Here is a 24409-nt window from a genome sequence, read left to right as displayed (position 1 = left end):
TTTCCAGGCGGCAGAACGTAAGCCGCTGATATTTAATTTTCATTTTTCCGCGGGGCGTCTCGTTGCACGCTACTGGTGATTGCCTGTGCCCCGCGCCAACTACCTATATCCTACGTCAAAAGATATTGGTAAAGTCAGCGTGTTCGCACCTTACATTGTTCTGTTGCGTTTTGCTTATCGCCTTCCCAAGTATGGGGTGCGCCTTTCGACAGCCTGAAATCCATGTCTTAGACCGGCCTGCGGTACCAGTAAGTCCAGCAATGCAGACCACAACGAAAGATAGATATTTTGTCCGATACTTCAGAGGCTGCTCGCAGACGGTTTCAGCTCATCCTGATAAAGCCGTCGCACTATGACGACGACGGCTATGTGATCCGTTGGTGGCGGGCAATGATCCCCTCCAATTCGCTGGCAGCCATCTACGGGATTGCCGCGGATTGTGCCGAGCGGCAAATTCTTGGCGCCGATACCGCAATCGACATTACAGTCATAGACGAGACCAATACACGGATCGATTTTGCGGCGCTGCTGTCGCAGTTCAAGCGCAACGACAACTTCGGGATGATCGCGCTTATCGGCGTGCAATCCAACCAGTATCCCCGCGCGCTTGATATCGCCCGTCCGTTCCGCGATGCCGGACTGCCGGTTTCGATGGGTGGCTTCCATATATCGGGATGCCTGTCGATGCTCGACGGCGATGCGATCGGCCTTGAGGAATGCCGCAAGATGGGCGTTTCGATGTTTGCCGGCGAAGCCGAAGGACGGCTGGAGCTGGTGCTGCGTGATGCGGCCGCCGGTGAACTGAAGCCGCTCTACAATTTCATGAATGACCTTCCCGGCATCGGCGGCACTCCGGTGCCTTTCCTGCCGAAAGACAATATCCAGCGCACGCTTGGCCTCAGCACCAGTTTCGATGCAGGCCGCGGCTGCCCCTATCAATGTTCTTTCTGCACGATCATCAACGTGCAGGGCCGCAAGTCCCGTTTCCGCTCCGCCGACGATGTCGAGAAGCTAGTGCGCATGAACTGGGCGCAGGGTATCCATAAATTCTTCATTACCGACGACAATTTTGCCCGTAACAAGGATTGGGAAGCGATCTTCGACCGGCTGATCGAGCTGAGAGAAAAAGACGGCATTCCGCTCGGCCTGATGATCCAGGTGGACACGCTCTGCCACAAGATCCCGAACTTCATCGAAAAATCGAAGCGCGCCGGCGTCACCCGCGTCTTCATCGGTCTGGAAAATGTCAATCCGGACAATCTGACCGCCGCCAAGAAGAACCAGAACAAGATCACGGAATATCGCAAGATGCTGCTTGCCTGGAAGGCGCAGGGCATCATGACGCTCGCCGGCTATATTCTGGGCTTTCCGGCAGACACGCCGGATTCGATCCGCCGCGACATCAAGATCATTCAGGAAGAGCTTCCGCTCGACGTCATCGAATTCTTCGTTCTGACGCCGCTCCCCGGCTCCGAGGACCATCAGGTTCTCTGGAAGAAGGGCGTCGAGATGGATGCCGATCTCAATATCTATGATGTCGAGCATGTCTGCACAGCGCATCCGAAGATGAGCAAGCAGGAGTGGGAAGATATCTACCAGGAGGCCTGGTCGCTCTACTACTCGCCTGACCATATGAAGACCTTGCTGCGCCGCGCTGTGGCGACCGACATCAAGCTGAGCAGTCTCGTCAAGGTCCTGGTCTCGTTTGCGACCACCGTACCGCTGGAGAATGTCCATCCGTTGCAGAGCGGCCTTCTGCGCCTGAAACATCCCTCGGAGCGGCGCCCTGGCCTGAAGCGCGAACATCCGCTGCTGTTCTGGCCGCGTTTTGCCTTCGATACCGCCCGCAAGCATCTCTCGCTTGCCGGCACAATCATCGGCCTCAGCGTTTCGGCTTTCCTGATTGCGCGTGGCGCCGACGCCAAGACCTACATGGACAAGGCTCTGACTCCCGTCGGTGACGATGACGAAGACGTTCTCGATCTCTTCACCAAGACGGCGGGCGGCACGGCTGCCGTCAGCCACATCAAGAAGGTTGCCGAGCTGACCCACACACGCAAAGCCGTCTGACAGGGCCGTCGGGCCTGCGCACAGCCTGCCTGGTTTCAGAGCCCAATAAAAAAGCCCTGCCGCATGCGGCAGGGCTTTTGAATTTCGGCAGGAAAGGGCCGATTACTCGGCGCTGTCTTCAGAAGCCTTCTTCTTCGGAGCTGCCTTCTTCTTCGGAGCAGCGGCTTCTTCGCCTTCAGCGGCTTCGGCAGAAGCCTCGGCCTTGGCAGCAGCCTTCTTCTTCGGTGCGGCCTTCTTGGCGTCGGCCTTGTCGGAAGCTTCGCTTTCTTCGTCGGCGAGCAGCTCTTCCTTGGTCACCTTCTTGTCGGTGACGTCGATTTCGGTCAGCAGGTGGTCGATGACCTTCTCTTCGAAGATCGGAGCGCGGATCGAAGCGGCGGCACCCGGCTGGCTGCGGAAGAACTCGAGGATCTGCTTTTCCTGGCCCGGATACTGACGCAGCTGTTCATAGATCGCGCGCTGCATTTCGTCTTCGCTGACTTCGACGCCGGCCTTTTCGCCGATCTCGGAGAGAACGAGACCGAGGCGGACGCGGCGCTCGGCGAGCTTCTGATATTCTTCGCGGGCCTTCTCTTCGGTCGTGTCTTCGTCTTCAAAGGTCTTGCCGGACTGGGCGAGGTCATTGCTGACCTGGTTCCAGATGCCGTTATATTCGGCTTCGACGAGCTTGGACGGGGTTTCGAACTTGTACAGTTCGTCGAGCTGATCGAGAATCTGGCGCTTCAGCTTCTGGCGCGTCAGCGAACCGTACTGGGATTCGATCTGGCCACGGACGATTTCCTTCAGACGATCGGCAGATTCGAGGCCGAGCTTCTTGGCGAGTTCGTCGTTGATCTCGACATCGGCCGGAGCGGCAACTTCCTTGACGGTGACGTCGAAGGTGGCTTCCGCACCAGCGAGGTTCTTCGCCGGATAATCGGCCGGGAAGGTTACGGTGATGGTCTTCTCGTCGCCAGCCTTGAGGCCGACGAGCTGGTCTTCGAAGCCCGGGATGAAGCGGCCGGAGCCGAGAACCAGTTCAGCGTCCTGATCGGTGCCGCCATCGAAGGCAACGCCGTCGACCTTGCCGACATAGTCCATCTTGACGCGGTCGCCGTTGGCAGCCTTGCCCTTCTTTTCAGCGTAGTCGCGGGCGCTTTCAGCGACCTTCAGAACCTGCTCGTTGACTTCGTCGTCGGAGATGTCGACGACTTCGCGCGTGACCTTGATGCCCGTGTTGGACTTCAGTTCGATCGGCGGAAGAACTTCGTAAGACAATGTGAATTCGAAATCCTGCTGGGCGGCGAGGATCTTTTCCACTTCGGCCTGGTCTTCCGTCATGTCGATTTCCGGCTGGGTGGCCGACTTTTCACCGCGGCTGGACAGGATCTGGGTCGGCTGGTCGCGGACGATCTCGTTGACGAGGTCGACCATGACGGACTTGCCGTAAAGCTTCTTGAGATGACCGGCCGGAACCTTGCCCGGACGGAAGCCGTTGATGCGAACCTTGTCCTTCACGTCGGCAAGGCGCTCGTTCAGCTTGTTTTCCATGTCCTTGGCCGGGATAACGACCTTGATTTCGCGCTTCAGCCCTTCAGCGAGCGTTTCGATAACCTGCATGTCTTCCTACCTTCATTTCAGTGGCGGCCGTGCCCAGACGCCGTTCGTTTCGGTGAGCACGACGCCGGCCAACTGCCGCGCGTGGCTTTTTCTCAATTCCTGTTCGTTCCGTTCGAAGCGGAACAGCACTCGCTTTCCGGGTATCCGGGACAACCAAGTTCCAGTCCTCCCGCCCTGCAAGGCAGCTTGGTGCGGGTAGAGAGACTTGAACTCCCACGCCTTGCGGCACCAGAACCTAAATCTGGCGTGTCTACCAATTTCACCATACCCGCGTTCGCAAAACCGCATGCATATGCCTGCGCATGAGGCCTTCCGGAGCGCGCGTCTCTATATCACCCGATTTAGAACAGGCAAAGGAAAAATGAACGGCAAATGACAGGGATTTTCGGGTAAAAGCGCGCCCCTACCATCACTCGTCTCGCCTCTCAGTAGAGCGGCTCCTCGTAGGCCGGCTTACCGTCGACGACGAGGCTGCGGATCTGCGCGGCACCCGAGGACGAAACGCTGGCGGCAATCGAAACGACACCCTCGTTGCGGGCCTCCTCGAGCGGCTTGCCTTTGCCTTCCGGCACGTAATAGCGCTCGATCCCATATTCGACCCGGATGGTTTCGCCGCTATCGGGACCATAGCTGTAGAAAGGCAGGCTGCGCATCACGACTGTGTCTGACGCTGCCGGCAATTGCTTAAACGACGATTCGACAATACCCCAGAAGCCGTCCGGCTGGCGCCTGAGACGCACCCAGAGCGTCTGCTCGCCTGCTCCTGCCGGAATGCCGCCTGTCACTGTCGAGACCGGGACGGAAGATATGTCGTAATTCAGCACCACATAGTCGCCACGCAGGAAGTCACGCGGGTCGACCGGAGCCGTCTTGAGCAATACCTCGGTGCCTCCGGCCAGAATCGAAGCGCGGCTCTGGATGATATAGCCAAGGATTAGCGTCTGCAGGCCAGCGGCCAGAATCGCAGCGATAATGTAGAAGCGGGTGGATTGCGGTCTTGCAAAGGCAGAGCTCATGCGCGTTCCTCCACTCGACCTGCCGAGAAGCGTTTTTCAAGGCGGATGACGACCCAAGCAACGGCTGCCACCACCAGGCCGGAAAACAGGAAGAGGCTCGATGTGCCGAGGATCGTGCCAACCGTCACCGAGGCCAGATAGAGCATCTCTGCGGCGAAAGCGCCGTAGGCCAGGTAGCGTACAGCGCCATTGTTGCGGCCATGCAGCACAATCGCCACAACCGCAGCACCCAGCGTCAGCAGGCCAAGCAGAACCATGCGCCCGCCTTCGTCCATTTCCATATGCAGCAAGAACAGCCCCATAATAGCGACGAGGAAGCTATAGAATGCCGGAGCGGCACCCGCCGTTCTCACGAGTGTGGAAATCGGGCGGAGGGGCAAGGCTGTCAGCAGGAACGTCGCCATGCCGAGAACTGCGAAGGCGATCGCCACGGAAATCTCGTCAAAAAGTACATAAAGCCATGCGAGCCAGCCGATTACCAACAGATAGGCGAGATGGCGGGCGCGATCGGCGCCCGTAAAGCGCACCAGCCCGAGAATAACAGCCGCCATCACCAGCGGCGCGTAGGGGCCGAAGCCGACCCAACGCGTATCGTAATTTTCAAGGTATACGACAAAGGAGGCCCAGGAGAGGAAGCCGGCGACAACTGTCACCGCAGCCGAGCGGAAAAGGATCGCCGAAACAGCTGCAACCGCAAACCAGAGATACATGACCGTCTGCTCGTCGCCTGAGAGATGATACATCTGGCCGATAAGGGAGATGGCGCCGCCGAAGCTGAGGGCACCGATGATAAGCAAAGCGTTAGCGGTCGCCAGCGCACCACGTACAAAAAGAAGTGCGGCACCGATATGAACCGCCCAGATGAGCGCCAGCATGAGACCTACGCGCACGAGGCGCGGAATATACTCCCAGTTCGAGGCGACGAGCAGCAGCAGGGCCGCGCCAAGCAATATCGCCGCCAGCCCCATCAGCACGCGGCCGAGGCTGAAACTCGCCGGGCGCGCGTCATATTCGCCCAGCAGCGTCTCCGCCGTCTTTTCCTCGAGCAGTCCCTTCTCCACCCAGAGCGAGAGATCCCGCTCCAATCTGCCGCGATACATGCCCTACCCCGCAATGATCCGCCATATTCGGCTGACGCATTTATAGCGCAGGATCGGCGCACGGAAACGTCGACATTTGAAATATGCAAATTCCTCACTGGTCTAAATTGGGGCGGCCGTTAACGAAACACTAACCGCGGCATTGCTAATATATGATTACCGCAGAAAAGGCATGCATTAAACGCATAGCCCTCATGATCATATTGCACTGCAAAAAGACCAAAAGTCATACTATTTACCTGTTTATCGAAGCACGGGATGGCGCGCCGGCCCGGGTTACCGGATGCCCGCGGACCATTTGGCCGTGACGAGATTCGCAGATGCGCACTCCTCCTCCCAGCGCCCTGCGATAGACTGGCAACACTCCTCCTCCCAGTTGCCAGTCACCATCATGACGCCCACCGGATCCTCCCCCGGTGGGCGTTTTGCTTAATGAATGATTAAACGATTAGCACCCTGCCCTTCCGAGCCTTCGCGAGAATCAAGGTGAAGCATTTGTTTAGCCGCGGCAGAGAGCCAACGACACGGCTGTCGAAGCTCGATCAACGACCAGTTACCAGGATGTGGCGAGGAAGGCAGCAGCGGGAGAAAAGGCCCTTCGCGGGTATGGAAGCTGGCCAAATATCTATCCGTGAAAACCGAGAGACTGAGAAAAAATCATTCTGCCTATTCGTTGACCAGAAAATGGCTAAAGGGTGTGAATCTCGGTTCTAGCCCTGCGAATCACGCATAGGTGGCTTGAAATCTTGGCTCTGTTAGTTCTTCGCGTCGCAACATATATTCCGGTCATCAAATAGAGGTCAGCGCCGAAGACAGGCTGCTGGCAGGATCAAACCCTAGGAAAGGGGATTAACATGAACTTCTCTCGCTCCTTCAATAACTGGCGCAAGTATCGTCAGACCGTTACCGAACTCGGCCGCATGACTAACCGCGAATTGCATGACCTCGGCATCGACCGTTCGGACATCCATCGCGTTGCTCGCGAAGCTTCTGCCCGCTAAGTACAGGTAATCGCTGCTCCTCCCAAGCAGATTACCTTCCCAAAACGCCTGCTGCCTCCGCAGCGGGCGTTTTCTTTTTGCCTATCGGTCGGATTGCCGTAAAAGTTGCGGAAGCATTAATTCTTGGCCCGCTCAAAAATCGTGCTCTGCATAATTAGCGAGCATCAGATTGCACAATTGCATAGCAGACGCCTTTTATTTGCACTGCACAATGTCGATGACCTCGATTATATAGATGTCAACCGCAGAGACAGCGATCCCGCTGCCTGCACAAGACATCTGAGGAAAAAGATCATGAACCCGATCCGCATTGCAAAGAGCTGGATTAGCTATCGCCGCACGCTCAGCGAACTTGGCAACCTGTCCAACCAGACGCTTGCCGATATCGGCGTCAGCCGTTACGACATCCGCAACATCGCATCCCGCTCGTTCCGCTAATACATCGAGCGAACCATTCTCCAAGACGGCGCCATCAGGCGCCGTTTTCGTTTTTGGGCTTTGCTCTTTCTTTATCGGAACCCTACTGCCTTCCGTCAGTTCTCCTTCACGAAAGGAGACTATCATGGCAAATCGACTCAATGCCGGCTTTACCGGCCAGCCGGCGAACAAGCCCGAGGGCATTCGAAAGACTGCGTTGAACACCGCCTCCGCGGTCCGGCGCGAGGTGCAAGCCGTTGCAACGGGTGCGGCCGATCATCCCCATACCGCCAGCTCCGTCGTTGTGGGTATCGGCGTGCTGGCTTTCAGCATCGGCTATCTGCTCGGTCGCCAATCAGTCGAGACCAGCCGCTTCTGGAGGTGACATCATGGCCAGAACCATTTTCGAAAAAGCAACTGACGATGCGCGGGCGGAAGACAGCCCGTCCGCCGACGCACGTCGGCTCGAAATTGCGGACCAAACCTCCCGGGCGCTGAATGCCCGACGTAAGGACGCTCCATCACCAAAAGGTGAGATAGACACCTTCAACGAACATACGGAAGAAACGACCTCTGACGATCGCCCCAACCTTGCCGCGCAACGCGAAGCGGCGCGGGAACATGGCGACGCCTATGTGGTCGATGCCGATCTCGAAGATGCTGACCAGCGCGAAGCATCGCCTGGAACACGAGAGCAGAGCTAATCACGCTGCGGCGCCGGCAGGCGCCGTTTTCGATTCTATTGTTGGATCGCATGTGCTGGCGTGATATCAGCCGCCAATGACCAACAATCCCTCCTACTCCCCTATCCATGTCATCGGCGGCGGGCTGGCCGGCTCTGAAGCTGCGTGGCAGATCGCCAATGCCGGCGTTCCTGTGATCCTGCATGAAATGCGCGGCGTGCGCGGCACGGATGCGCACAAGACCGACGGACTTGCCGAGCTTGTCTGCTCCAACTCCTTCCGCTCGGATGATGCGACCAGCAATGCCGTCGGCGTCATCCATGCGGAAATGCGCATGGCCGGTTCGCTGATCATGGCGTCGGCCGACAAACATCAGGTGCCGGCCGGCGGCGCACTCGCCGTCGACCGCGATGGCTTCTCCGATGCCGTGACCAAGGCGATCCACGAGCATCCGCTGATCACGGTCGTGCGCGAGGAGATCTCCGGCCTGCCGCCGAGGGAGTGGGATCTGGCTATTATCGCCACCGGTCCGCTGACTGCGCCATCGCTAGCGAGCGCCATCCAGGCGGAAACGGGGGAGGATTCTCTTGCTTTCTTTGATGCCATCGCGCCGATCGTCTATCGCGACAGCATCGACATGGATATCTGCTGGTATCAATCGCGTTACGACAAGGTCGGCCCCGGCGGCACCGGCAAGGACTATATCAACTGCCCGATGACCGAAGAGCAGTACAATGCCTTTGTCGACGCACTGATCGCCGGCGATACGGTCGGCTTCAAGGAATGGGAAGGCACGCCCTATTTCGACGGCTGCCTGCCGATCGAGGTCATGGCGGAGCGCGGGCGCGAGACGTTGCGGCACGGGCCGATGAAGCCGATGGGCCTCACCAATGCGCATAACCCGACCGTGAAAGCCTATGCCGTCGTGCAGCTCCGCCAGGACAACGCGCTCGGCACGCTCTACAATATGGTCGGCTTCCAGACAAAGCTGAAATATGGTGCGCAGGCTGATATCTTCCGCATGATCCCAGGGCTTGAGAATGCCGAATTCGCCCGGCTTGGTGGCCTGCACCGCAACACCTACATCAACTCGCCCACCTTGCTCGATCCGTCGCTGATGCTGAAGTCACGGCCGGGCCTGCGTTTTGCCGGCCAGATCACCGGCTGCGAAGGTTATGTCGAGAGCGCAAGCGTGGGTCTGCTGGCCGGCCGTTTTGCAGCCGCGGAACGCAAGGGAGAGCCGGTTTCGCTTCCCCCCGTAACGACGGCGCTCGGCTCGCTGCTCGGCCATATCACCGGCGGACATCTCGTCACCGACGAGGAGCCGGGCAAGCGCTCGTTCCAGCCGATGAACATCAATTTCGGCCTGTTTCCGGAGCTTCAACCCGGTTCGATCGTCAAGCCTGAAGGCGTCAAGCGCTTCCGCGGCAAAGACAAAACGATCATGAAGCGACAGTTGATTGCCAAGCGAGCGCTTGCTGATTGCGCCGCCTGGCTGGGGCAGGACGTCAAGCTCGCCGAAAGCGTCTGAGCCTATATTCTGTTTCGACTAATGGCCGTTTGCGGCGGACGAATTCGGCGCAGGCAATTCCTTATCCGGCTCGGCAACATAGTTGCCGAGCAGCCAGAGCGACACTTCCGACGCCTCCTTGGCCGAAGCGAACTCGTAAGTACCATTGTGATAGGGCGCATTGACAAATTCGATGCTCAGGCCCCTGCCCGTTTCGGAAGCAAGAACGCGCACCGTCCCCGGCTCGATCAGATGGCAGGCGAAGTGGCGCGACATGTTGCGCATGAAGCCAGCCTTGTTGTCATGCAGGCGCACGAAGACGGCCTGACCGTCAACCGTCGCCTGAAGCTGGCGGATCGCTTCATTGGGGAATGCGCGACCGAACTCGATGATGGCAAGGCCAGTGTCGTGCAGGCCATCTTCCTTGTTCTGAGCAGCCATGCGCGTCGCGACGAAGGCGAAGAGAATGACGATGGCGAAAAGAACGCACCAGACGATAATGCCCACGCGGATTCTCCGTTTAGAATGGGGTTATGCCTGACATAACGCGCGAGACTTGCGCGAGTTTGACCGTCGTCATATTTTCTTGCGCATACCCGCAAAAGCCATGCGCATCTGGCGACGCCATTGCGGCTCCTGCAGAGAGCCTTCCAAAACGGCGGCACCGCGCTTCTGCGCTTTCACCAGCACCGGCTCCGCAAGCGCAACCGGCAGGAAGGCCGGCACGATAACCGGCGACAGCGCAGAGGCCCTCGCCTTGGCTAGGTGATCGCGACCGAGCCCGGCAAAAGCTTCGATGGCGGCCGAGATGCGCGGCTTGTCCGTACCAGCCAGGAACGCCTCCCGGTCAAGGCCCGTCGCCGAGAGAATTTCAAGCGGGATATAGACCTGGCCGCGACGTTGATGGAGCGGCATCAGGAGCAGCATGCCTGATATCGCCTGCGCCACACCGGCATGACCGGCGGCATCGGCGGATTTTGTCGCGTCTTCCGGCGAGAGGACAAGGCTCGCAAGCTGGATCAACGCCGAGGCCGTTTCACCTGCATAGCCTTCCAGCGAGGTGCGGCTTTCCATCGGGTCGTCGTAGAGGTCGAATATCCGCGCTTCGATCATGTTGACGAGCGTCTGGCGCGGAAGCCGATGCGTCTCAACGGCCGTAAGAAGTGCCGCGGCAAGAGGATTGGCCTCGGTCGAACCGTGCGCATTCCCCTCCAGAAGGTCGCGCCAATACTGCATGCGGATCTCGCCGGGCAGCGGCTCGTGGACGAGATCGCGGATGCGGGCGAGCTCGGCATTGAAGGCATAGAGGGCGGCGAGCGCACCGCGCTTGGCCTCGGGCGACAGCAGGCAGGCAAGATAGCGGTCGCGATCGGTATCGCGCAGCATCGCCAGGCTGATATCCTGGTTCGTCTTTACATCGGACATGATCAGACCGCGATCAGGGCGGCGGCGACGGCGCGCTGTTCGGAAAGCATGATGTTGAAGGTGCGCACGGCGGCACCCGTGCTCATCGGATCTGAGGAAATACCGCGCGCCTTGAGGGCGGCACGCAATTCTGCAGGCAGGCGGCGAAGCTCCGTGCCCGTGCCGACGAGCAGCACTTCGATATCGGCGGCTTCATCGAGCACTCCGCGGAAATTCTCCACCGACAGCGGCTTCGTCATGTCCATATCCCAGCCGTGAATGCCCGATGGCAGGCAGAGGATGGAACCACGATGCGACATTTCCGCAAAGCGGAAACCGCCGTTGCCATAGGTGTCGATGGGAGCGCGGCCCGGGAAATGGGCGTCGCGGATTTCAATGCCTTTTGCCATGGATCTATACCGCCGGCTTGCCGGATTTCATGCTGGTGTCGCCCTCGTCCTCACCGTTCGTGTTCCGACGCAGCCGGAAGATGATGAGGACAGGCGCTGCTATATAGATGGAGGAGAATGTTCCGAGCGCAACGCCGAAGAGCATGGTGAAGGTGAAGGAGCGGATGACGGCGCCGCCGAAGATGTAAAGCGCAAGCAGCGCAATCAAGGTCGTGGCGGCCGTCAGAACGGTGCGCGAGAGCGTCTGGTTGATCGCCGCATCGATCAGGATCGGCAGCGGCATTTTCCTGTAGCGCTTCAGGTTTTCGCGCATGCGGTCATAGACGACGACGGTATCGTTCAGCGAATAGCCCACGACGGTGAGCAATGCGGCCACGCTCGTCAGATTGAATTCCATGCCCGTCAGTACGAAGAGGCCGAGCATGATGATGACATCGTGCAGCGTCGCGACGATCGCGCCGACCGCAAACTGCCATTCGAAGCGGATCCAGATATAGACCGGGATGGCGAACAGCGAGGCAAGGATGCCAATCGTCGCCAGCATCGTCAACTCGCCGGAGACGGCCGGCCCGACGACCTCGACACGGCGAAAATCATAGTCCTCGGCCAGTTCGCCGCGAATGAACGTCGCCACCGATTGCTCGGCATTTTCACCGCCATCCTGCGAGCCGACGCGGATCAGGGCGTTGGTGGCGTCGCCGATTCGCTCGACGCGCACCGGTCCGAGGTTCAACTCGTTCAGACGGGCACTGAGATCGGCAATATCGGCATTGCCTTGCTTCGCCTTGACCTCGACCAGCGAACCGCCGGTGAAGTCGATGCCGAGGTGCAGGCCGACCGAGGCGAAGGCGAGCATTGCGGCGATGCAAAGTGCCGCCGATGCCGTGAAGACGTAGCGGCGAATGCCCATGAAACGGATATTGGCATGCTCGAACAGGCTTGTCGCGCTCTTCGGCAGATGGCGCGGATGACGCTTCGCCAGCCAGGCCGCCACGAAGCCGCGCGTCAGCGTGAAAGCCGTCAGGATGGTCGTTAGGATGCCGACGGTCAGCGTCACGGCAAAGCCGCGAATGGATTCGCTGCCGACGAAAAACAGAATGACGGCGGCGATGAAGATCGTGACGTTAGCATCGACGATGGTGGCGAAAGCACGCGAGAAGCCGCGCTCGACCGCCTGGGCGAAGGTCGTATGCGGCACCCTCTCTTCTTCGCGGATGCGCTCATAGATCAGCACGTTGGAATCCACCGCCATGCCGACGATCAATACGAGGCCGGCAATGCCCGGAAGCGTCAGCGTCGCACCGGCAACGCTTAGGACCGCAACGATCAGCACCAGATTGAAGATCAGTGAAACGACGGCGATGATGCCGAGCATACGATAGAGCGCGATCATCAGCGCAGCGACGAGCACCACCGCGACAATGCCGGCAACCAGACCGGAGAAAACGGATTCGGAACCGAAGAGCGGGCTGACGGTGCGCTCCTCGACGGCCGTCAACGTCGCAGGCAGCGCGCCGGCCCGAAGCATGACGGTCAGATCCTCAACGCCCTCTTCGGAGAAATTGGCGGCAATCTCACCGCGTCCGTCTGTGATCGGCGCTTCGATGACGGGGCTTGCCATCACCTGATCGTCGAAGACGATGGCGAGATGCTTTCCGACATTGGCGGTCGTTACCTGTGCAAGGCGCTGCGCAGCCTCGGCATTCAGCCGGTAGACGAGCGCGCTGTCCTGCGTCTGCAGGTCAGTCTTCGTATCGACCTCGGCAAAATCTGCGCCTGTCGCAATTATGGAGCGATCGACGAGATAGGGGATCGGCGGATCATCCAGCGAATAAAGCACCTGCGATGTCGCGGGCCAGCGGCCGGCGAGCGCCTGCTGGCCGGTCATGCTTTCATCAATCAGATGGAAGGAGAGGGCCGCAGGCTCGTTCAGCAGGTTCTTCAACCGCTCGGCGTCGACGGAGCCCAGCACCTGCACGGCGATACGGTCGTTCCCGTCAGGACGAACGGTGAAGTTCTCCCTTCCGAAGCCGGCGATGCGGCGGGCGACGATAGCGAGGGAGCGCGTCTGTGCCGCTACCGTATCGGCATCAATCGCCTTGTCGGAGATCTGCAGCGTCAATTGGCCATCATTGCTCTGCTGGAGAGCAACATCGGCCGATGTCAACGATTTCAGAAGATCGGCAGCAGCCTGAAGCTGGGCCGGATCGGTGACCTTGACCGTCACCGTCTGGCCGGTTCCGGTGAGCCCGGTATAGCGGATGCCGGCACCACGGAGCTTGTCACGAACGCCGGCGACCGTTTTTTCGAGCCGGTCCCGGATGATATCCGAGCGCTCGAGGCGAAATACGATGTAGGAGCCGCCCTGCAGATCGAGACCGAGGGTGATACGGTCCTGCCGGACCCACCCTGGCAGGGAGGAAAGTTGCGCCTGGCTTAGAAGATTAGGCGCAGCGACGACAATAGCGGCAATCGCGACCAACCAGATCAGAAGTGTTTTCAAGCGGGAAAAATGGTGCATTCTCTCGACTATCTTCCGATCCGGCGGTGTTGCTATCGCATATTATGCGGCGTCAGCCTTGACCGGCTCGCCCTTCACGCGGACTTCGGAAATTCCGGTACGGACGATCCGCACGCGCACGCCTTCGGCGATCTCGACTTCCACTTCCTTCTCGTCGACAACCTTCGTGACCTTGCCGACGAGGCCGCCGCCGGTGACGATCTGATCGCCGCGACGGATTGCCTTCAGAGTTTCCTCACGCTTCTTGGCCTGCGCACGCTGTGGGCGGATAAGCAGGAAATACCAGACCACCATCAGCGGCACGAACAGGATGATCATTTCGAGGCCTGAGCCGCCGAAAGCACTCGTGGCGTCAGTTGCGCTCTGGGCAAATGCCGGGGTGATAAACATGCTAAGCTCCTCAGGCTATGGGCGGCGGAACCCCGCCTCTCTTTTCAAGTCGCCGGACTATAGTTGCAGCCTTGATGAATGCAACAAAAACAGCCGGAAACCGTACCGATTCCGTTGCCTCATAACCTTTCCGCTGTGGAAAGGCCATGCTACCCGGCATCAAAAAACGAAAGCGGATTATCGCTGCAATCTATGAAGGAGGCACCCGATGGCCGAGGAAATCAATAGCGTTCTGCTTCAGGAGCTGAAGAGGCTCGCGAATGCGGTGGAGCGGCTGGCGGGACCGGCGCCTGCCGTCAACGACTGGAATCCTGCCGACTGTTTCGTCTGGTCCCCTGCCCGCCAGTATCTGCAGCCTGTCAAGCGTCCTAACCGCGTAGCGCTGAAGCTCATCCGCGGGGTCGATCATGTGCGCGATATCCTGCACGAAAATACCGTGCGTTTTGCCGAGGGCTATGCGGCCAATAACGTCCTTCTCTGGGGCGCGCGCGGCATGGGCAAGTCGTCTCTCGTCAAGGCCGTGCACGAAGACGTGCGCCGCGAGAGTGGCGTATCGCTGAAGCTCGTCGAAGTGCATCGCGAGGATATCGCCAGCCTGCCCACACTTCTCGACCTTCTCAAAGATACGCCGCATCGCGTCATCGTCTTCTGCGACGATCTTTCCTTCGACCACGACGATACCGCCTACAAGTCGCTCAAGGCCGCGCTCGATGGCGGCGTGGAGGGGCGGCCGGACAATGTGCTGTTCTATGCCACCTCCAACCGGCGCCATCTGCTGCCGCGCCACATGATGGAGAACGAACAGTCGACGGCGATCAATCCGTCCGAAGCCGTGGAGGAAAAGGTGTCGCTCTCCGATCGTTTCGGGCTGTGGCTCGGCTTCCACAAATGCAGCCAGGAAGACTACCTGATGATGATCGACGGTTATGCCGACCACTTCAAGCTCGGCCTCGATCGTGAGAAGATGCATGCCGAGGCGCTGGAATGGGCAACGACCCGCGGCGCCCGCTCCGGCCGCGTCGCATGGCAGTATATCCAGGATCTGGCGGGTCGGCTGCGCATCCATCTCGACCGTGCTTAGACATTCCCAACGCGTGTCGTTATCGCAAACCGAAACGACAAAAGCCCGGTCACCGACCGGGCTTTTGCATTTCCCTGAGACGCTCTACCTGCTCAAGAAATATCGCTTATTCAAGAAAGGTCATTGGGTTGACCGGGGCCGCATCCTTGCGGACCTCGAAGTGCACCTGCGGCTGCTTTACGTCGCCGCTCATGCCCGACACGGCGACCGTCTGGCCGCGCTGGATCTTCTGGCCGCGGGTGACGCTCAGCGTATCGGCGTTACCGTAGACGGTGACGGTGCCGTCATCGTGACGGACGAGAACGGTATTGCCGAGTTCTTTCAGGCCGTTGCCGGCATAGATGACGACGCCATTTTCGGCAGCCTTGATCGCAGTACCCTGCGGAACCGAGATGTCGATACCGTCATTGCGGCTGCCGTTGACGTTGGCACCATAGGCGGCAATCACCTGACCGCGAACCGGCCAGCGATATTTGCCAATGCCGGTGGCTTCCGGAGCGGCTGCGCTGACATCGGACTTCTTCTCGACGTCGTCGACCGTCTGCGTGGCGGCAGGAGCCTTGTAAGGCGCCGGCTGCGCGGAAGCGGTCTGGACCGGAGCGCTCGCTGCCTGGGCGGGCTTTACCTGATCGACCTTCTGCGCCGGGATGGACGCGGTCTTGATCGCGTCAGCGGAAGCCGCGCCGTTCGGGATCTTCAATTCCTGACCGATGCGGATCGAGCCTGCCGACAGATTATTGGCCGCTTTGATAGCGTCGATATTGGCGCCCGTCGCCTTGGCGATCTTGGTAAGCGAGTCACCCTGCTTGACCGTGTAAGTACCGCCAGCGCCCTTCGGATCCTTACCGGCACCCGAGGGAACCTTGCCTGCCGGGTCCGCGCTTGCGACGGTCTTGTCGCGAGCGGAATTGGCGCCTGGAACAACGGCCACCTTCTGTTCCTGACCCTTTGTCGGCTGCGGCAGGTTGCCGGGCTTGGACAGGTCGGCGGACTGGGCTGCGGCCTTGGCGGCATTGTTGCCACCATTGAAGGTCGGGATGAGGATCGCCTGGCCGGGCTGTGCGGCGGATGCCGTCTTCAGATTGTTGACGCGCAGGATTTCCTTTTCCGGAACGCCGTATCGACGGGAAAGGATGGCGATGTTTTCGCCGGGACGCAGGGTGACGGACGGCGCATTGGTGCCGGACCAGCCGGAGACCTTCGGTGTCGTGCCTGTCGTCAGCGCATCGGGCGCAACCCTCGGAGCCGACGCAGCAGCCGGTGCAATACGGTCAGGCTTCGGAGCGGCCGGGAACGGTTGGGCGAGAGCAACGTCCCTCTCTCGCTGACGTGAGGAAACCGAGCCTGCGATTGGCGGCGACAGATCGGAGCGTTGAACGGAAACCGGGGTGGATGCCATCCGTGCGCTGGAGCCGACCGGCTCATAGTTCGGGCGACCCGGATAGGGCTGGCTCACTCCCTGGTTATTCGCGCCATACGCTGGCTGACCCTGATTGTTCGCGGCATAAGCCGGCTGAATGCCTGAGCCGCCGAGATCGGCGCGTGGCACCGGGTCACCCTGCGGACCGTTGAAGCTCCTGCGCGGGATGGAATTTGTCGTCATCTGATCCTGCCCGGAGGAGGAAAACAGACTGCCGAAACGCGTCACATCGGAGCTGCAGCCCGTAGCTGCGCTCGCCAGCAAGGCGACCACCAGAAGATTCCCGGCCGACTTCCCGAACTTCGGCGAAAAACTAAAACGCATGACTCGACCCACTTAGAACGCAACCATTTGTGAATCTATTAAAGCGCGTTAGTGTTACCATGCGGTTAAGGCGCTGGAATCAGTGCTATATTTTTGAGAACTTGATAACCATAGGTTTGCAGGCGAAAAGTCATAGCCCACAGGCCCTGGAGTCTTGCCTAACTTAAAGCTGGGAAGCGAGGCGGGGAACGATCGGAAGATAGGGAGCGTCGAAGAGCTCTTCCCGCTCGAAGCGGCTGCCGGTTTTGGTCAATCGAACCATGCGGCATTCGTTTTCGGATATGATCAGCGGCGCAATCATAGAGCCGCCCGAAACAAGCTGATCGGCATAGAAGCGCGGCATGGAATTGAAGGCAGCCGTGACCAGGATACGGTCGAAGGTGCCCTCGCCCTGCATGCCGGCGCTGCCATCGGCCTGACGGATGATGATGTTGCGCAGGCTCAGCGATTCCATGCGGCGCTGCGCCGAAAGCGTCAGCGTCTTATAGCGATCGACCGTGAGCACGCGTTCGGCAATGCGACCGATGACCGCCGCAGTAAATCCGCTGCCGGTGCCGATTTCGAGCACGCGCTGGCCGGGGCGGACTTTCAGATGATGCAGAAGACGGACGGCAAAATCGACGCCTTCGAGGAAGGAGCCGCAATCAATCGGAATGGTGCGGCTGGAATAGGCATTCTCTGCAAATTGCGCAGGCACGAAGAGCGAGCGCGGCGTCTGCTCGACTGCCGTTAGCAAATCGATGTCGGAAATGCCTTCTGCGCGCAATCTGAGGACCAGAGCCGCAAAGCCCTCCTTCTCGGCCAGTTTCGCCGTCACCCCTTCACTCCGTGTCCGATGGCCCGCGCCACGCGGTCCGTCACGGAATAATCGGTCAGATCCAGTTTCAAAGGTGTTACCGAAATCTTATTATGCTTCAGCGCGTGAATATCGCTGCCCTCGGTGAAGGCGCCGGCGCGCTCGCCGAATTTCAGCCAGTAATAGGGAAAGCCGCGGCCATCCGTGCGCGCATCGACCTGCAGGTTGAAAGCAAGCTTGCCCTGCGCCGTCACCTCGACGCCCTCGACCTCGTCGGGACGACAGTTCGGAAAATTGAGGTTCAGGAAGGTACCCTCAGGCAGATCGACCGCAATCAGCTTTTCGAGCAGTGCCGGCGCATGCGCCTCGCAAACCTCCCAGGGCAGAATGCGAGCGCCGTTATCGTAGATATAGGCTTGGCTGAGGGCAAGGGAACGCACGCCCTGCATCGTGCCTTCAATGGCGCCGGCGATCGTGCCGGAATAGGTCACGTCGTCGGCGACGTTGGAGCCGGAATTGACGCCTGACAGAACGAGATCCGGCTTGATGTCGAGCACCTGCTTGATGCCCATGATGACGCAATCGGTCGGCGTGCCGCGCAGCGCATAATGCTTGTCGGAAATCTTCCGGAGCCTCAGCGGCTCCGAAAGGCTGAGCGAATGAGCAAGGCCGCTCTGGTCGGTTTCGGGGGCGACGATCCAGACATCATCTGAAAGCGCCCTTGCGATCCGTTCCAGCGCACCCAGGCCTTCGGCATGGATACCGTCGTCATTCGTCAGCAGGATGCGCATTGTGTCTCAAGCCGCCCGTTCGATCTTCGTCAGACCGCCCATATAGGGCAGCAAAACGTCCGGAATCGTGACCGAGCCATCCTCGTTCAGATAATTTTCGAGAACCGCAATCAGGCAGCGGCCGACCGCCGTGCCGGAGCCGTTCAGCGTGTGGACGAACTTCGTCGCTTTGTCGTCCTTGCCCCGATAGCGAGCATTCATGCGCCGCGCCTGGAAATCGCCACAGACGGAGCAGGACGAGATTTCGCGGAAGGTGTTCTGTCCCGGCAACCAGACTTCGAGGTCATAGGTCTTGCGCGAGCCAAAGCCCATGTCGCCGGTGCAGAGCGTCATCGTGCGGAAATGGAGGCCGAGGCGCTTGAGCACTTCTTCGGCGCAGGCCGTCATGCGCTCATGTTCGGCAATCGAGCTCTCGGCATCGGTGATCGAGACGAGTTCGCACTTCCAGAACTGGTGCTGGCGCAGCATGCCGCGGGTATCACGGCCTGCCGAACCTGCCTCCGAACGGAAGGAGGGGGTAAGCGCGGTGAAGCGCAGCGGCAGCTTTTCCTGGTCGACGACTTCCTCGCGCACCAGGTTGGTTAGTGTGACTTCCGCAGTCGGGATCAAGTAACGGCCGTCCGTCGTCTTGAAGAGGTCCTCTTCGAATTTTGGCAGGCTGCCAGTGCCGAACACAGCCTCGCCACGAACCAATAACGGTGAAGATACCTCAGTATAACCATGCTCGGTCGTATGCAGGTCGATCATGAACTGACCAAGCGCACGCTCAAGCTTCGCAAGCTGGCTGGTCAGGACCGTGAAACGCGAGCCCGAGAGCTTGGCGGCGCGCTCGAAATCCATGTAGCCGAGAGCTTCGCCGATTTCGAAATGCTCTTTCGGCGTATGGTTCCAGCGTGGCTTTTCGCCGACGATGCGGGTAACGACATTGTCGTGCTCGTCCTTACCAACAGGTACGTCGTCAAACGGCACGTTCGGAATACGCGAGAGCTGGTCGCTGAGTTCGGCGGAAAGCGCACGCTCCTCCTCTTCAGCAGCCGGCAGCATTTCCTTGATCTCGGCGACCTCGGCCTTCAGCTTGTCGGCAAGCTCGGCGTTCTTCTGCGCCATGGCAGCACCGATCTCCTTGGAGGCGGCGTTGCGGCGGGAGAGCAGATCCTGCGCCTTCTGCACGGCGGAGCGGCGCTTTTCGTCAAGGGCGATGAGAGATTGCGACAGAGGTTCCGCGCTGCGCTTGGCAAGTGCAGCATCGAGAGCCTCGGGATTCTCACGGATCCATTTGATATCGAGCATCGTCGTTCCAGATCGTTTCAACAGAAATGAACCGGTCGGAGGAAACCCCGACCGGATGGGAAACGGCAGAACTCAGAGAAATATCCTGATGCGCTCAGACGCTGTCCGTCTTGGCGACATCGGAGGATTCACTGGTCTCTTCAAGCGCCTGTTTGGAACGCTGACGCTCCACGAGTCGTGCCGCGTAGATGGAAATCTCGTAGAGAAGGATCGTCGGCAGCGCAAGACCGATCTGGGACATCGGATCGGGCGGCGTCAGGACCGCAGCCACGACGAAGGCGAGCACGATCGCGAACTTGCGCTTCTCAACGAGCCATTGTGATGTGAGAAGACCGACGCGGGCGAGCAGCGTGGTGATGACGGGAAGCTGGAAGACGAGACCGAAGGAGAAGACCAGCGTCATGATGAGGCTCAGATATTCCGAGACCTTCGGCAGGAGCGAGATCGCCACTTCGTCATGGCCCGGCGCCTGCTGCATCGACAGGAAAAACCACATGACCATCGGCGTGAAGAAGAAATAGACCAGCGCGGCGCCCAGGAGAAACAGGATCGGCGATGCGATCAGGAACGGCAGGAAGGCCTGGCGCTCGTTCTTGTAGAGGCCGGGAGCGACGAACTTGTAGATCTGTGCTGCGATGATCGGGAAGGCGATCACAAGACCGCCGAACATGGCAACCTTGACCTGCGTGAAGAAGAACTCCTGCGGCGCGGTGTAGATGAGCTGCGCTTTCTCGACATCGAGGTGAGCCCAACTGACGGCAAGCTTGTAGGGAAAGACGAGATAATTAAAGATGTGCTTGGCGAAAATGAAGCACGCGATGAAGGCGATGAAGAACGCCCCGATCGACCAGATAAGCCGCTTACGCAGCTCCATCAGGTGCTCGATCAACGGCTGCGGCTTGTCTTCGATATCACCGCTCATGCCTCATCCTTCTTTCTTCTTACGGCCGGCTTCTTGACCTCGGTCGGCTTCTTCGTTGCAGCAGCGCGCTTCGGTTTTTCGATAGGTGCGGCAACAAGGGCCACCGCATCGGCCTTGTCTGCTGCCTTCACCCTCGGCTTGCGCGCCGTCTTCGGCTTTCCAGCAGCGACGACCGGCGCAACGGCTGCGGCGGCAACCGGCTGCGGCGCGGGAACGACTGGCGGCGTTTCCGGCAAGCTCAGGGACGGCGCCGGTGCAGAGACTTCCGCAAGCGGCACTTCCGTCTTCTTTTCAGCGCCCTGCTCGACCGGCTTGTCAACCTTCGTCGCGTTCTGCAGATCGGACTTGATCTCGTTGCCCATCTGGCGCAGCGGGTTCATCGCCTCCCGCAGACTGTTGACCGGGTTCAGCCTCTGGGCGTCGCTGATCGTGCGGCGCACATCGTCAAGTTCGGCTTCGCGCAACGCTTCATCGAATTGAGCGCGGAAATCGCCCGCCACTTTGCGGGCACGTGCCGTCATCTTGCCGAAAGCGCGCAGCATCGGCGGCAGATCCTTCGGACCGACAACCACGATCAGAACGACCGCGATAACCAAGAGTTCGGTCCAGCCAATATCGAACATGCAAGGCTCCTGAACGGGCGGCGCGGGGGCTGCGCCTCTTCCCGTACGTGGTTATTTCGTTTCGTCGGCCTTGTGATCGACGGTCTTTGCGGTTTCAGGCGCGTCTTCGTCGTTCATGCCCTTCTTGAAGCTCTTGATGCCCTTGGCAACGTCGCCCATCAGTTCCGGGATCTTGCCGCGACCGAACAACAAAAGCACGATGACCAGAACGATCAACCAGTGCCACATGCTAAAAGAACCCATTACGCATACTCCCTGTTTCGGTATTCCCTCGATGTAAGAATTTCCGATCCGGTTTCCAACATCAATCCTTCTGGACTGAGCTTAATGTCACGGTATCGGCCTTTGTGACAAGCCATTCATCCATCGAAAAGTTGTGATCGACATTGTTTTGCGAGGGCGTGGCAAAAGCAAGACCAACCTTCATCATTCCTCGGAGGCGCCACCCGGGGCGAGCAGTCCAAGCTCTTCAAGGTCCAGTTGTGTAATTGGATCCTCGTCGTCGGTCAGTTCGTCGTTCATGAGGGGCGATGGAATGTTGAAATTGGCGGGTATCCGGCCGGACAACAGGCCGGCGCCCTTCAGTTCTTCAAGACCAGGCAGGTCGCGCAATTCCTCAAGGCCGAAATGATCGAGGAAATCCCGCGTCGTGCCGAGCGTCACCGGCCGGCCTGGCGTGCGACGGCGGCCGCGGAAACGTACCCAACCCGCCTCCATCAGTACATCAAGCGTACCGCGCGAGGTCTGCACACCTCTGATATCCTCGATCTCGGCACGCGTCACCGGTTGGTGATAGGCAATGATCGCCAGCACTTCCAGCGCAGCGCGGGAGAGCTTCTTGACCTCGTTCTCGTCGCGGCGGATGACGAAGGAAAGATCGGCGGCGGTGCGGAAGGCCCAGGCGCTGTCGATCTGCACGAGATTGACGCCGCGCGGCGCATACTGCTCCTTCAGGCGCAGCATGATCTCGTGCGCATCAAACCCCTTCGGCAGGCGTTCGATGATGAAACCTTCGGATACTGGCTGGGCGGATGCGAAAACCAGCGCTTCGGCTATGCGCTCCGCTTCGATCTCGGCCTGCAGATCGCGGGAAGCGCCCTCGCCTTCCATGTCATCGTCTTCCGCATCGATCAATCCGACTGCTCCTGTTCGACCACCTGCAGTGTGGCATGTTTCGGGCCGCGGCGCATGTAGATCGGCTGAAAAGCGCCATCCTGGCGTATTTCGAGCTTGCCCTCGCGCACCAGCTCCAGCGAGGCGGCAAAGGCACTGGCGACGGCAGTGACGCGTTCGGCGGGACTAGCGAGGTAGCGCAGCAGATATTGCTCGAGCGCCGTCCAGTCGACGATATCGCCGATCATCTGGGTCAACAGTTCACGAGCATCGGTCAACGACCAGACATTTCGGCGCTCGATTGTTACCTGAGTGATCGCATGGCGCTGACGCAAGGCCGCATAAGCGCTCAAAAGGTCGTAGAGATTGGCGTCGTAGGCGGACTGCTGGCGATCCGGGATATGCTCCGGCGCGCCGCGGGCGAAGATATCGCGACCGAGCCGGTTGCGGTTGACGAGACCATCGGCAACCTGACGCATCGCCTCCAGCCGCTTCAGGCGAAAAGCAAGCGTTGCGGCCATTTCCTCACCCGAGGGACCGTCGTCCTTGATCTGCTGCGGGATCAGCAATCGCGACTTCAGATAGGCAAGCCAGGCCGCCATGACGAGATAGTCAGCGGCAAGCTCGATGCGGATACGCCGCGCGCTTTCGACGAACTGCAGATATTGTTCGGCAAGGGCCAGAACCGAAATACGCGACAGGTCGACCTTCTGGTTGCGGGCAAGGTAGAGCAGAAGATCAAGCGGACCTTCGAAGCCGGCGACATCGATCACCAGCGCCGGCTCATGGGTGGCGCGTTCCGAACCGTTCTCCTGCCACAGCTTGTCCATCGGCGTTGAAGCCGCTTGGGACCGTTCCGTGCCCTTGATCGTGTTCACCCTACCCTGCCTTTCCGGCCTCTTCTCAAGCCGTCGCAAACATGGCGTCGAATTCCGCCCTTATCGTCGCCTCGTCTACAGCATCGGCGGTCGGGAAGCCGTCCTCAACCAGCCGTGCCCTCTCTCGCGCAAGACCTGCCAGCGGCGGAACATTTGCCACGACCTGAAGCATCTCGTCCATATGGCCATTGCAATGCAGCACGATATCGCAACCGCCCGCAATAATATTCGCCGCCCGTTCGCCGATCGTGCCGGAAAGCGCATTCATCGAGCTATCGTCCGACAGCAGCAAGCCCTTAAAGCCGATCTCAGTGCGGATGACCTGGTCGATCACCTTGCGGGAGGTGGTGGCCGGATTGTGCGGATCGATTGCCGTGAAGACGAGATGGCAGGTCATGGCCATCAACTCATCCTTCATGGCGATAAAGGGCGGGAAGTCGTGAACTTGCAGTTCTTCGCGCGATACCGTGACGACCGGCAGCTCCAGATGCGAATCTGCAAAGCCGCGCCCATGGCCCGGCATGTGCTTCATGACCGGCAGCAAACCACCAGCCTTCAACCCCTCGCAAGCAGCCCGGCCCATTTCCGTGACAGTGACGGGATCGCCGCCATAGGCTCTGTTGCCGATGACGTTGCTGCTGCCTTCGATGGGCACGTCCAGCACCGGCAGGCAATCGACATTGATGCCGAACCTCTGGAGATCGAAGGCATGCAGGCGCGACATCAGCCAGGCGGCGCGCAGCCCAAGCGCGCGGTCGCGGCGATAGAGATCGCCAAGCGCCTGTCCCGGCGGATAGTGCTGCAGGATCGGCGGACGGATGCGCTGAACGCGACCGCCCTCCTGATCGATCAGCACAGGCGCATGCCAGCCGACGCATTCACGCAGCTCGCCAACGAGATCACTGATCTGCCGGGCTTCGGAAATGTTCCGCCCGAAGAGGATAAAGCCCCAAGGGCGTTCAGCCTTGTAGAAGGCCTTTTCTTCGTCGGTCAGCTTGAGGCCGCTGCAGCCGAGGATCATCGCTTTTGATTCGGTCATATTCGAATCAT

General features: G+C 59.7%; 25 protein-coding genes and 1 tRNA gene. 7 read left to right on the top strand and 19 right to left on the bottom strand.

Features of this window, described 5'->3' with window-relative positions; all coding sequences use genetic code 11:
- Window positions 1–288 precede the first annotated feature (288 nt).
- A complete protein-coding gene (locus KQ933_RS06235; RefSeq protein ID WP_216757843.1) occupies window positions 289–2070 on the top strand; it encodes a radical SAM protein in 1782 nt (593 codons plus the stop codon).
- 102 nt (window positions 2071–2172) lie between these two features.
- On the opposite strand, the gene tig is transcribed toward KQ933_RS06235, so the two are convergent.
- From tig to KQ933_RS06215, 4 genes are all read right to left on the bottom strand, one after another.
- On the bottom strand, window positions 2173–3669 hold the full coding sequence (gene tig / locus KQ933_RS06230; protein WP_216757842.1) for a trigger factor: 1497 nt from the start codon (window positions 3667–3669) through the stop codon (window positions 2173–2175).
- 187 nt (window positions 3670–3856) lie between these two features.
- Window positions 3857–3941 (bottom strand) — tRNA-Leu (locus KQ933_RS06225).
- A 153-nt stretch (window positions 3942–4094) separates the two neighbouring features.
- Window positions 4095–4685: a GDYXXLXY domain-containing protein gene (locus KQ933_RS06220; protein ID WP_216757841.1), complete on the bottom strand. Its 591-nt coding sequence runs from the start codon at window positions 4683–4685 to the stop codon at window positions 4095–4097.
- Window positions 4682–5785 (bottom strand): DUF2157 domain-containing protein, encoded by a 1104-nt coding sequence (locus tag KQ933_RS06215; protein WP_216757840.1) that lies wholly within the window; start codon window positions 5783–5785, stop codon window positions 4682–4684. The genes KQ933_RS06220 and KQ933_RS06215 overlap by 4 nt, the downstream gene beginning before the upstream one ends.
- Before the next feature lie 854 nt (window positions 5786–6639).
- Between KQ933_RS06215 and KQ933_RS06210 the strand changes: the two genes are divergently transcribed.
- From KQ933_RS06210 to trmFO, 5 genes are all read left to right on the top strand, one after another.
- Complete coding sequence (locus KQ933_RS06210; protein WP_003558908.1) at window positions 6640–6786, top strand: DUF1127 domain-containing protein; 147 nt, start codon at window positions 6640–6642, stop codon at window positions 6784–6786.
- A 294-nt stretch (window positions 6787–7080) separates the two neighbouring features.
- Window positions 7081–7224 carry a DUF1127 domain-containing protein gene (locus tag KQ933_RS33795; RefSeq protein ID WP_065814346.1) on the top strand — a complete coding sequence of 48 codons (144 nt, stop codon included), beginning with the start codon at window positions 7081–7083 and terminating at the stop codon, window positions 7222–7224.
- Window positions 7225–7348: 124 nt separating this feature from the next.
- Window positions 7349–7588 carry a hypothetical protein gene (locus KQ933_RS06200; RefSeq protein WP_216757839.1) on the top strand — a complete coding sequence of 80 codons (240 nt, stop codon included), beginning with the start codon at window positions 7349–7351 and terminating at the stop codon, window positions 7586–7588.
- Window positions 7589–7592: 4 nt separating this feature from the next.
- Window positions 7593–7907 carry a hypothetical protein gene (locus KQ933_RS06195; protein ID WP_216757838.1) on the top strand — a complete coding sequence of 105 codons (315 nt, stop codon included), beginning with the start codon at window positions 7593–7595 and terminating at the stop codon, window positions 7905–7907.
- Between the two features lie 76 nt (window positions 7908–7983).
- Complete coding sequence (trmFO, locus tag KQ933_RS06190) at window positions 7984–9417, top strand: methylenetetrahydrofolate--tRNA-(uracil(54)-C(5))-methyltransferase (FADH(2)-oxidizing) TrmFO (RefSeq protein ID WP_216757837.1); 1434 nt, start codon at window positions 7984–7986, stop codon at window positions 9415–9417.
- A gap of 18 nt (window positions 9418–9435) precedes the next feature.
- Here the strand turns inward: trmFO and KQ933_RS06185 are convergent, their stop codons facing one another.
- The 5 genes from KQ933_RS06185 to yajC form a co-directional block, all read right to left on the bottom strand.
- On the bottom strand, window positions 9436–9903 hold the full coding sequence (locus KQ933_RS06185; RefSeq protein WP_216757836.1) for a hypothetical protein: 468 nt from the start codon (window positions 9901–9903) through the stop codon (window positions 9436–9438).
- A gap of 69 nt (window positions 9904–9972) precedes the next feature.
- A complete protein-coding gene (locus KQ933_RS06180; RefSeq protein ID WP_216757835.1) occupies window positions 9973–10821 on the bottom strand; it encodes a phytoene/squalene synthase family protein in 849 nt (282 codons plus the stop codon).
- 2 nt (window positions 10822–10823) lie between these two features.
- Window positions 10824–11210 carry an Mth938-like domain-containing protein gene (locus KQ933_RS06175; RefSeq protein WP_216757834.1) on the bottom strand — a complete coding sequence of 129 codons (387 nt, stop codon included), beginning with the start codon at window positions 11208–11210 and terminating at the stop codon, window positions 10824–10826.
- A 4-nt stretch (window positions 11211–11214) separates the two neighbouring features.
- Window positions 11215–13731 (bottom strand): protein translocase subunit SecDF, encoded by a 2517-nt coding sequence (gene secDF, locus KQ933_RS06170; RefSeq protein ID WP_216757833.1) that lies wholly within the window; start codon window positions 13729–13731, stop codon window positions 11215–11217.
- A gap of 42 nt (window positions 13732–13773) precedes the next feature.
- The gene (gene yajC, locus KQ933_RS06165; protein ID WP_007813582.1) at window positions 13774–14121 is read right to left on the bottom strand and encodes a preprotein translocase subunit YajC; all 348 of its coding nucleotides are present in this window, start codon (window positions 14119–14121) and stop codon (window positions 13774–13776) included.
- A gap of 208 nt (window positions 14122–14329) precedes the next feature.
- On the opposite strand from yajC, the gene KQ933_RS06160 reads away from it, so the two are divergent.
- Window positions 14330–15202, top strand: coding sequence for an ATP-binding protein (locus KQ933_RS06160; RefSeq protein WP_216757832.1), 873 nt, complete (start codon window positions 14330–14332; stop codon window positions 15200–15202).
- A 106-nt stretch (window positions 15203–15308) separates the two neighbouring features.
- Here KQ933_RS06160 and KQ933_RS06155 read toward each other — a convergent pair whose 3' ends face one another.
- The 10 genes from KQ933_RS06155 to nagZ form a co-directional block, all read right to left on the bottom strand.
- A complete protein-coding gene (locus KQ933_RS06155) occupies window positions 15309–16946 on the bottom strand; it encodes a M23 family metallopeptidase (RefSeq protein WP_216757831.1) in 1638 nt (545 codons plus the stop codon).
- Between the two features lie 163 nt (window positions 16947–17109).
- Window positions 17110–17763 (bottom strand): protein-L-isoaspartate(D-aspartate) O-methyltransferase, encoded by a 654-nt coding sequence (locus tag KQ933_RS06150; RefSeq protein WP_216757830.1) that lies wholly within the window; start codon window positions 17761–17763, stop codon window positions 17110–17112.
- Window positions 17760–18533, bottom strand: coding sequence for a 5'/3'-nucleotidase SurE (gene surE / locus KQ933_RS06145; protein ID WP_216757829.1), 774 nt, complete (start codon window positions 18531–18533; stop codon window positions 17760–17762). Before surE ends, KQ933_RS06150 begins: the two co-directional genes overlap by 4 nt.
- A 6-nt stretch (window positions 18534–18539) precedes the next feature.
- A complete protein-coding gene (gene serS / locus KQ933_RS06140; RefSeq protein WP_216757828.1) occupies window positions 18540–19823 on the bottom strand; it encodes a serine--tRNA ligase in 1284 nt (427 codons plus the stop codon).
- Between the two features lie 94 nt (window positions 19824–19917).
- Window positions 19918–20745 carry a twin-arginine translocase subunit TatC gene (gene tatC / locus KQ933_RS06135; protein WP_216757827.1) on the bottom strand — a complete coding sequence of 276 codons (828 nt, stop codon included), beginning with the start codon at window positions 20743–20745 and terminating at the stop codon, window positions 19918–19920.
- Entirely contained in the window at window positions 20742–21368 is a 627-nt protein-coding gene (gene tatB, locus KQ933_RS06130; protein WP_216757826.1) for a Sec-independent protein translocase protein TatB, read from the bottom strand. Before tatB ends, tatC begins: the two co-directional genes overlap by 4 nt.
- A gap of 51 nt (window positions 21369–21419) precedes the next feature.
- Window positions 21420–21611, bottom strand: a complete 192-nt coding sequence (locus KQ933_RS06125; RefSeq protein ID WP_132651313.1) for a twin-arginine translocase TatA/TatE family subunit — start codon at window positions 21609–21611, stop codon at window positions 21420–21422.
- Window positions 21612–21794: 183 nt separating this feature from the next.
- The gene (gene scpB, locus KQ933_RS06120; protein WP_216757825.1) at window positions 21795–22502 is read right to left on the bottom strand and encodes an SMC-Scp complex subunit ScpB; all 708 of its coding nucleotides are present in this window, start codon (window positions 22500–22502) and stop codon (window positions 21795–21797) included.
- The gene (locus KQ933_RS06115) at window positions 22499–23359 is read right to left on the bottom strand and encodes a ScpA family protein (RefSeq protein ID WP_216757824.1); all 861 of its coding nucleotides are present in this window, start codon (window positions 23357–23359) and stop codon (window positions 22499–22501) included. Before KQ933_RS06115 ends, scpB begins: the two co-directional genes overlap by 4 nt.
- Before the next feature lie 25 nt (window positions 23360–23384).
- Window positions 23385–24398, bottom strand: a complete 1014-nt coding sequence (gene nagZ / locus KQ933_RS06110) for a beta-N-acetylhexosaminidase (protein WP_216757823.1) — start codon at window positions 24396–24398, stop codon at window positions 23385–23387.
- Window positions 24399–24409 lie beyond the last annotated feature (11 nt).

The organism is Rhizobium sp. WYJ-E13 (assembly GCF_018987265.1).
In the GTDB taxonomy this organism is placed as follows: Bacteria; Pseudomonadota; Alphaproteobacteria; order Rhizobiales; family Rhizobiaceae; genus Rhizobium.
This window is presented reverse-complemented; position numbering and strand designations above follow the sequence as displayed.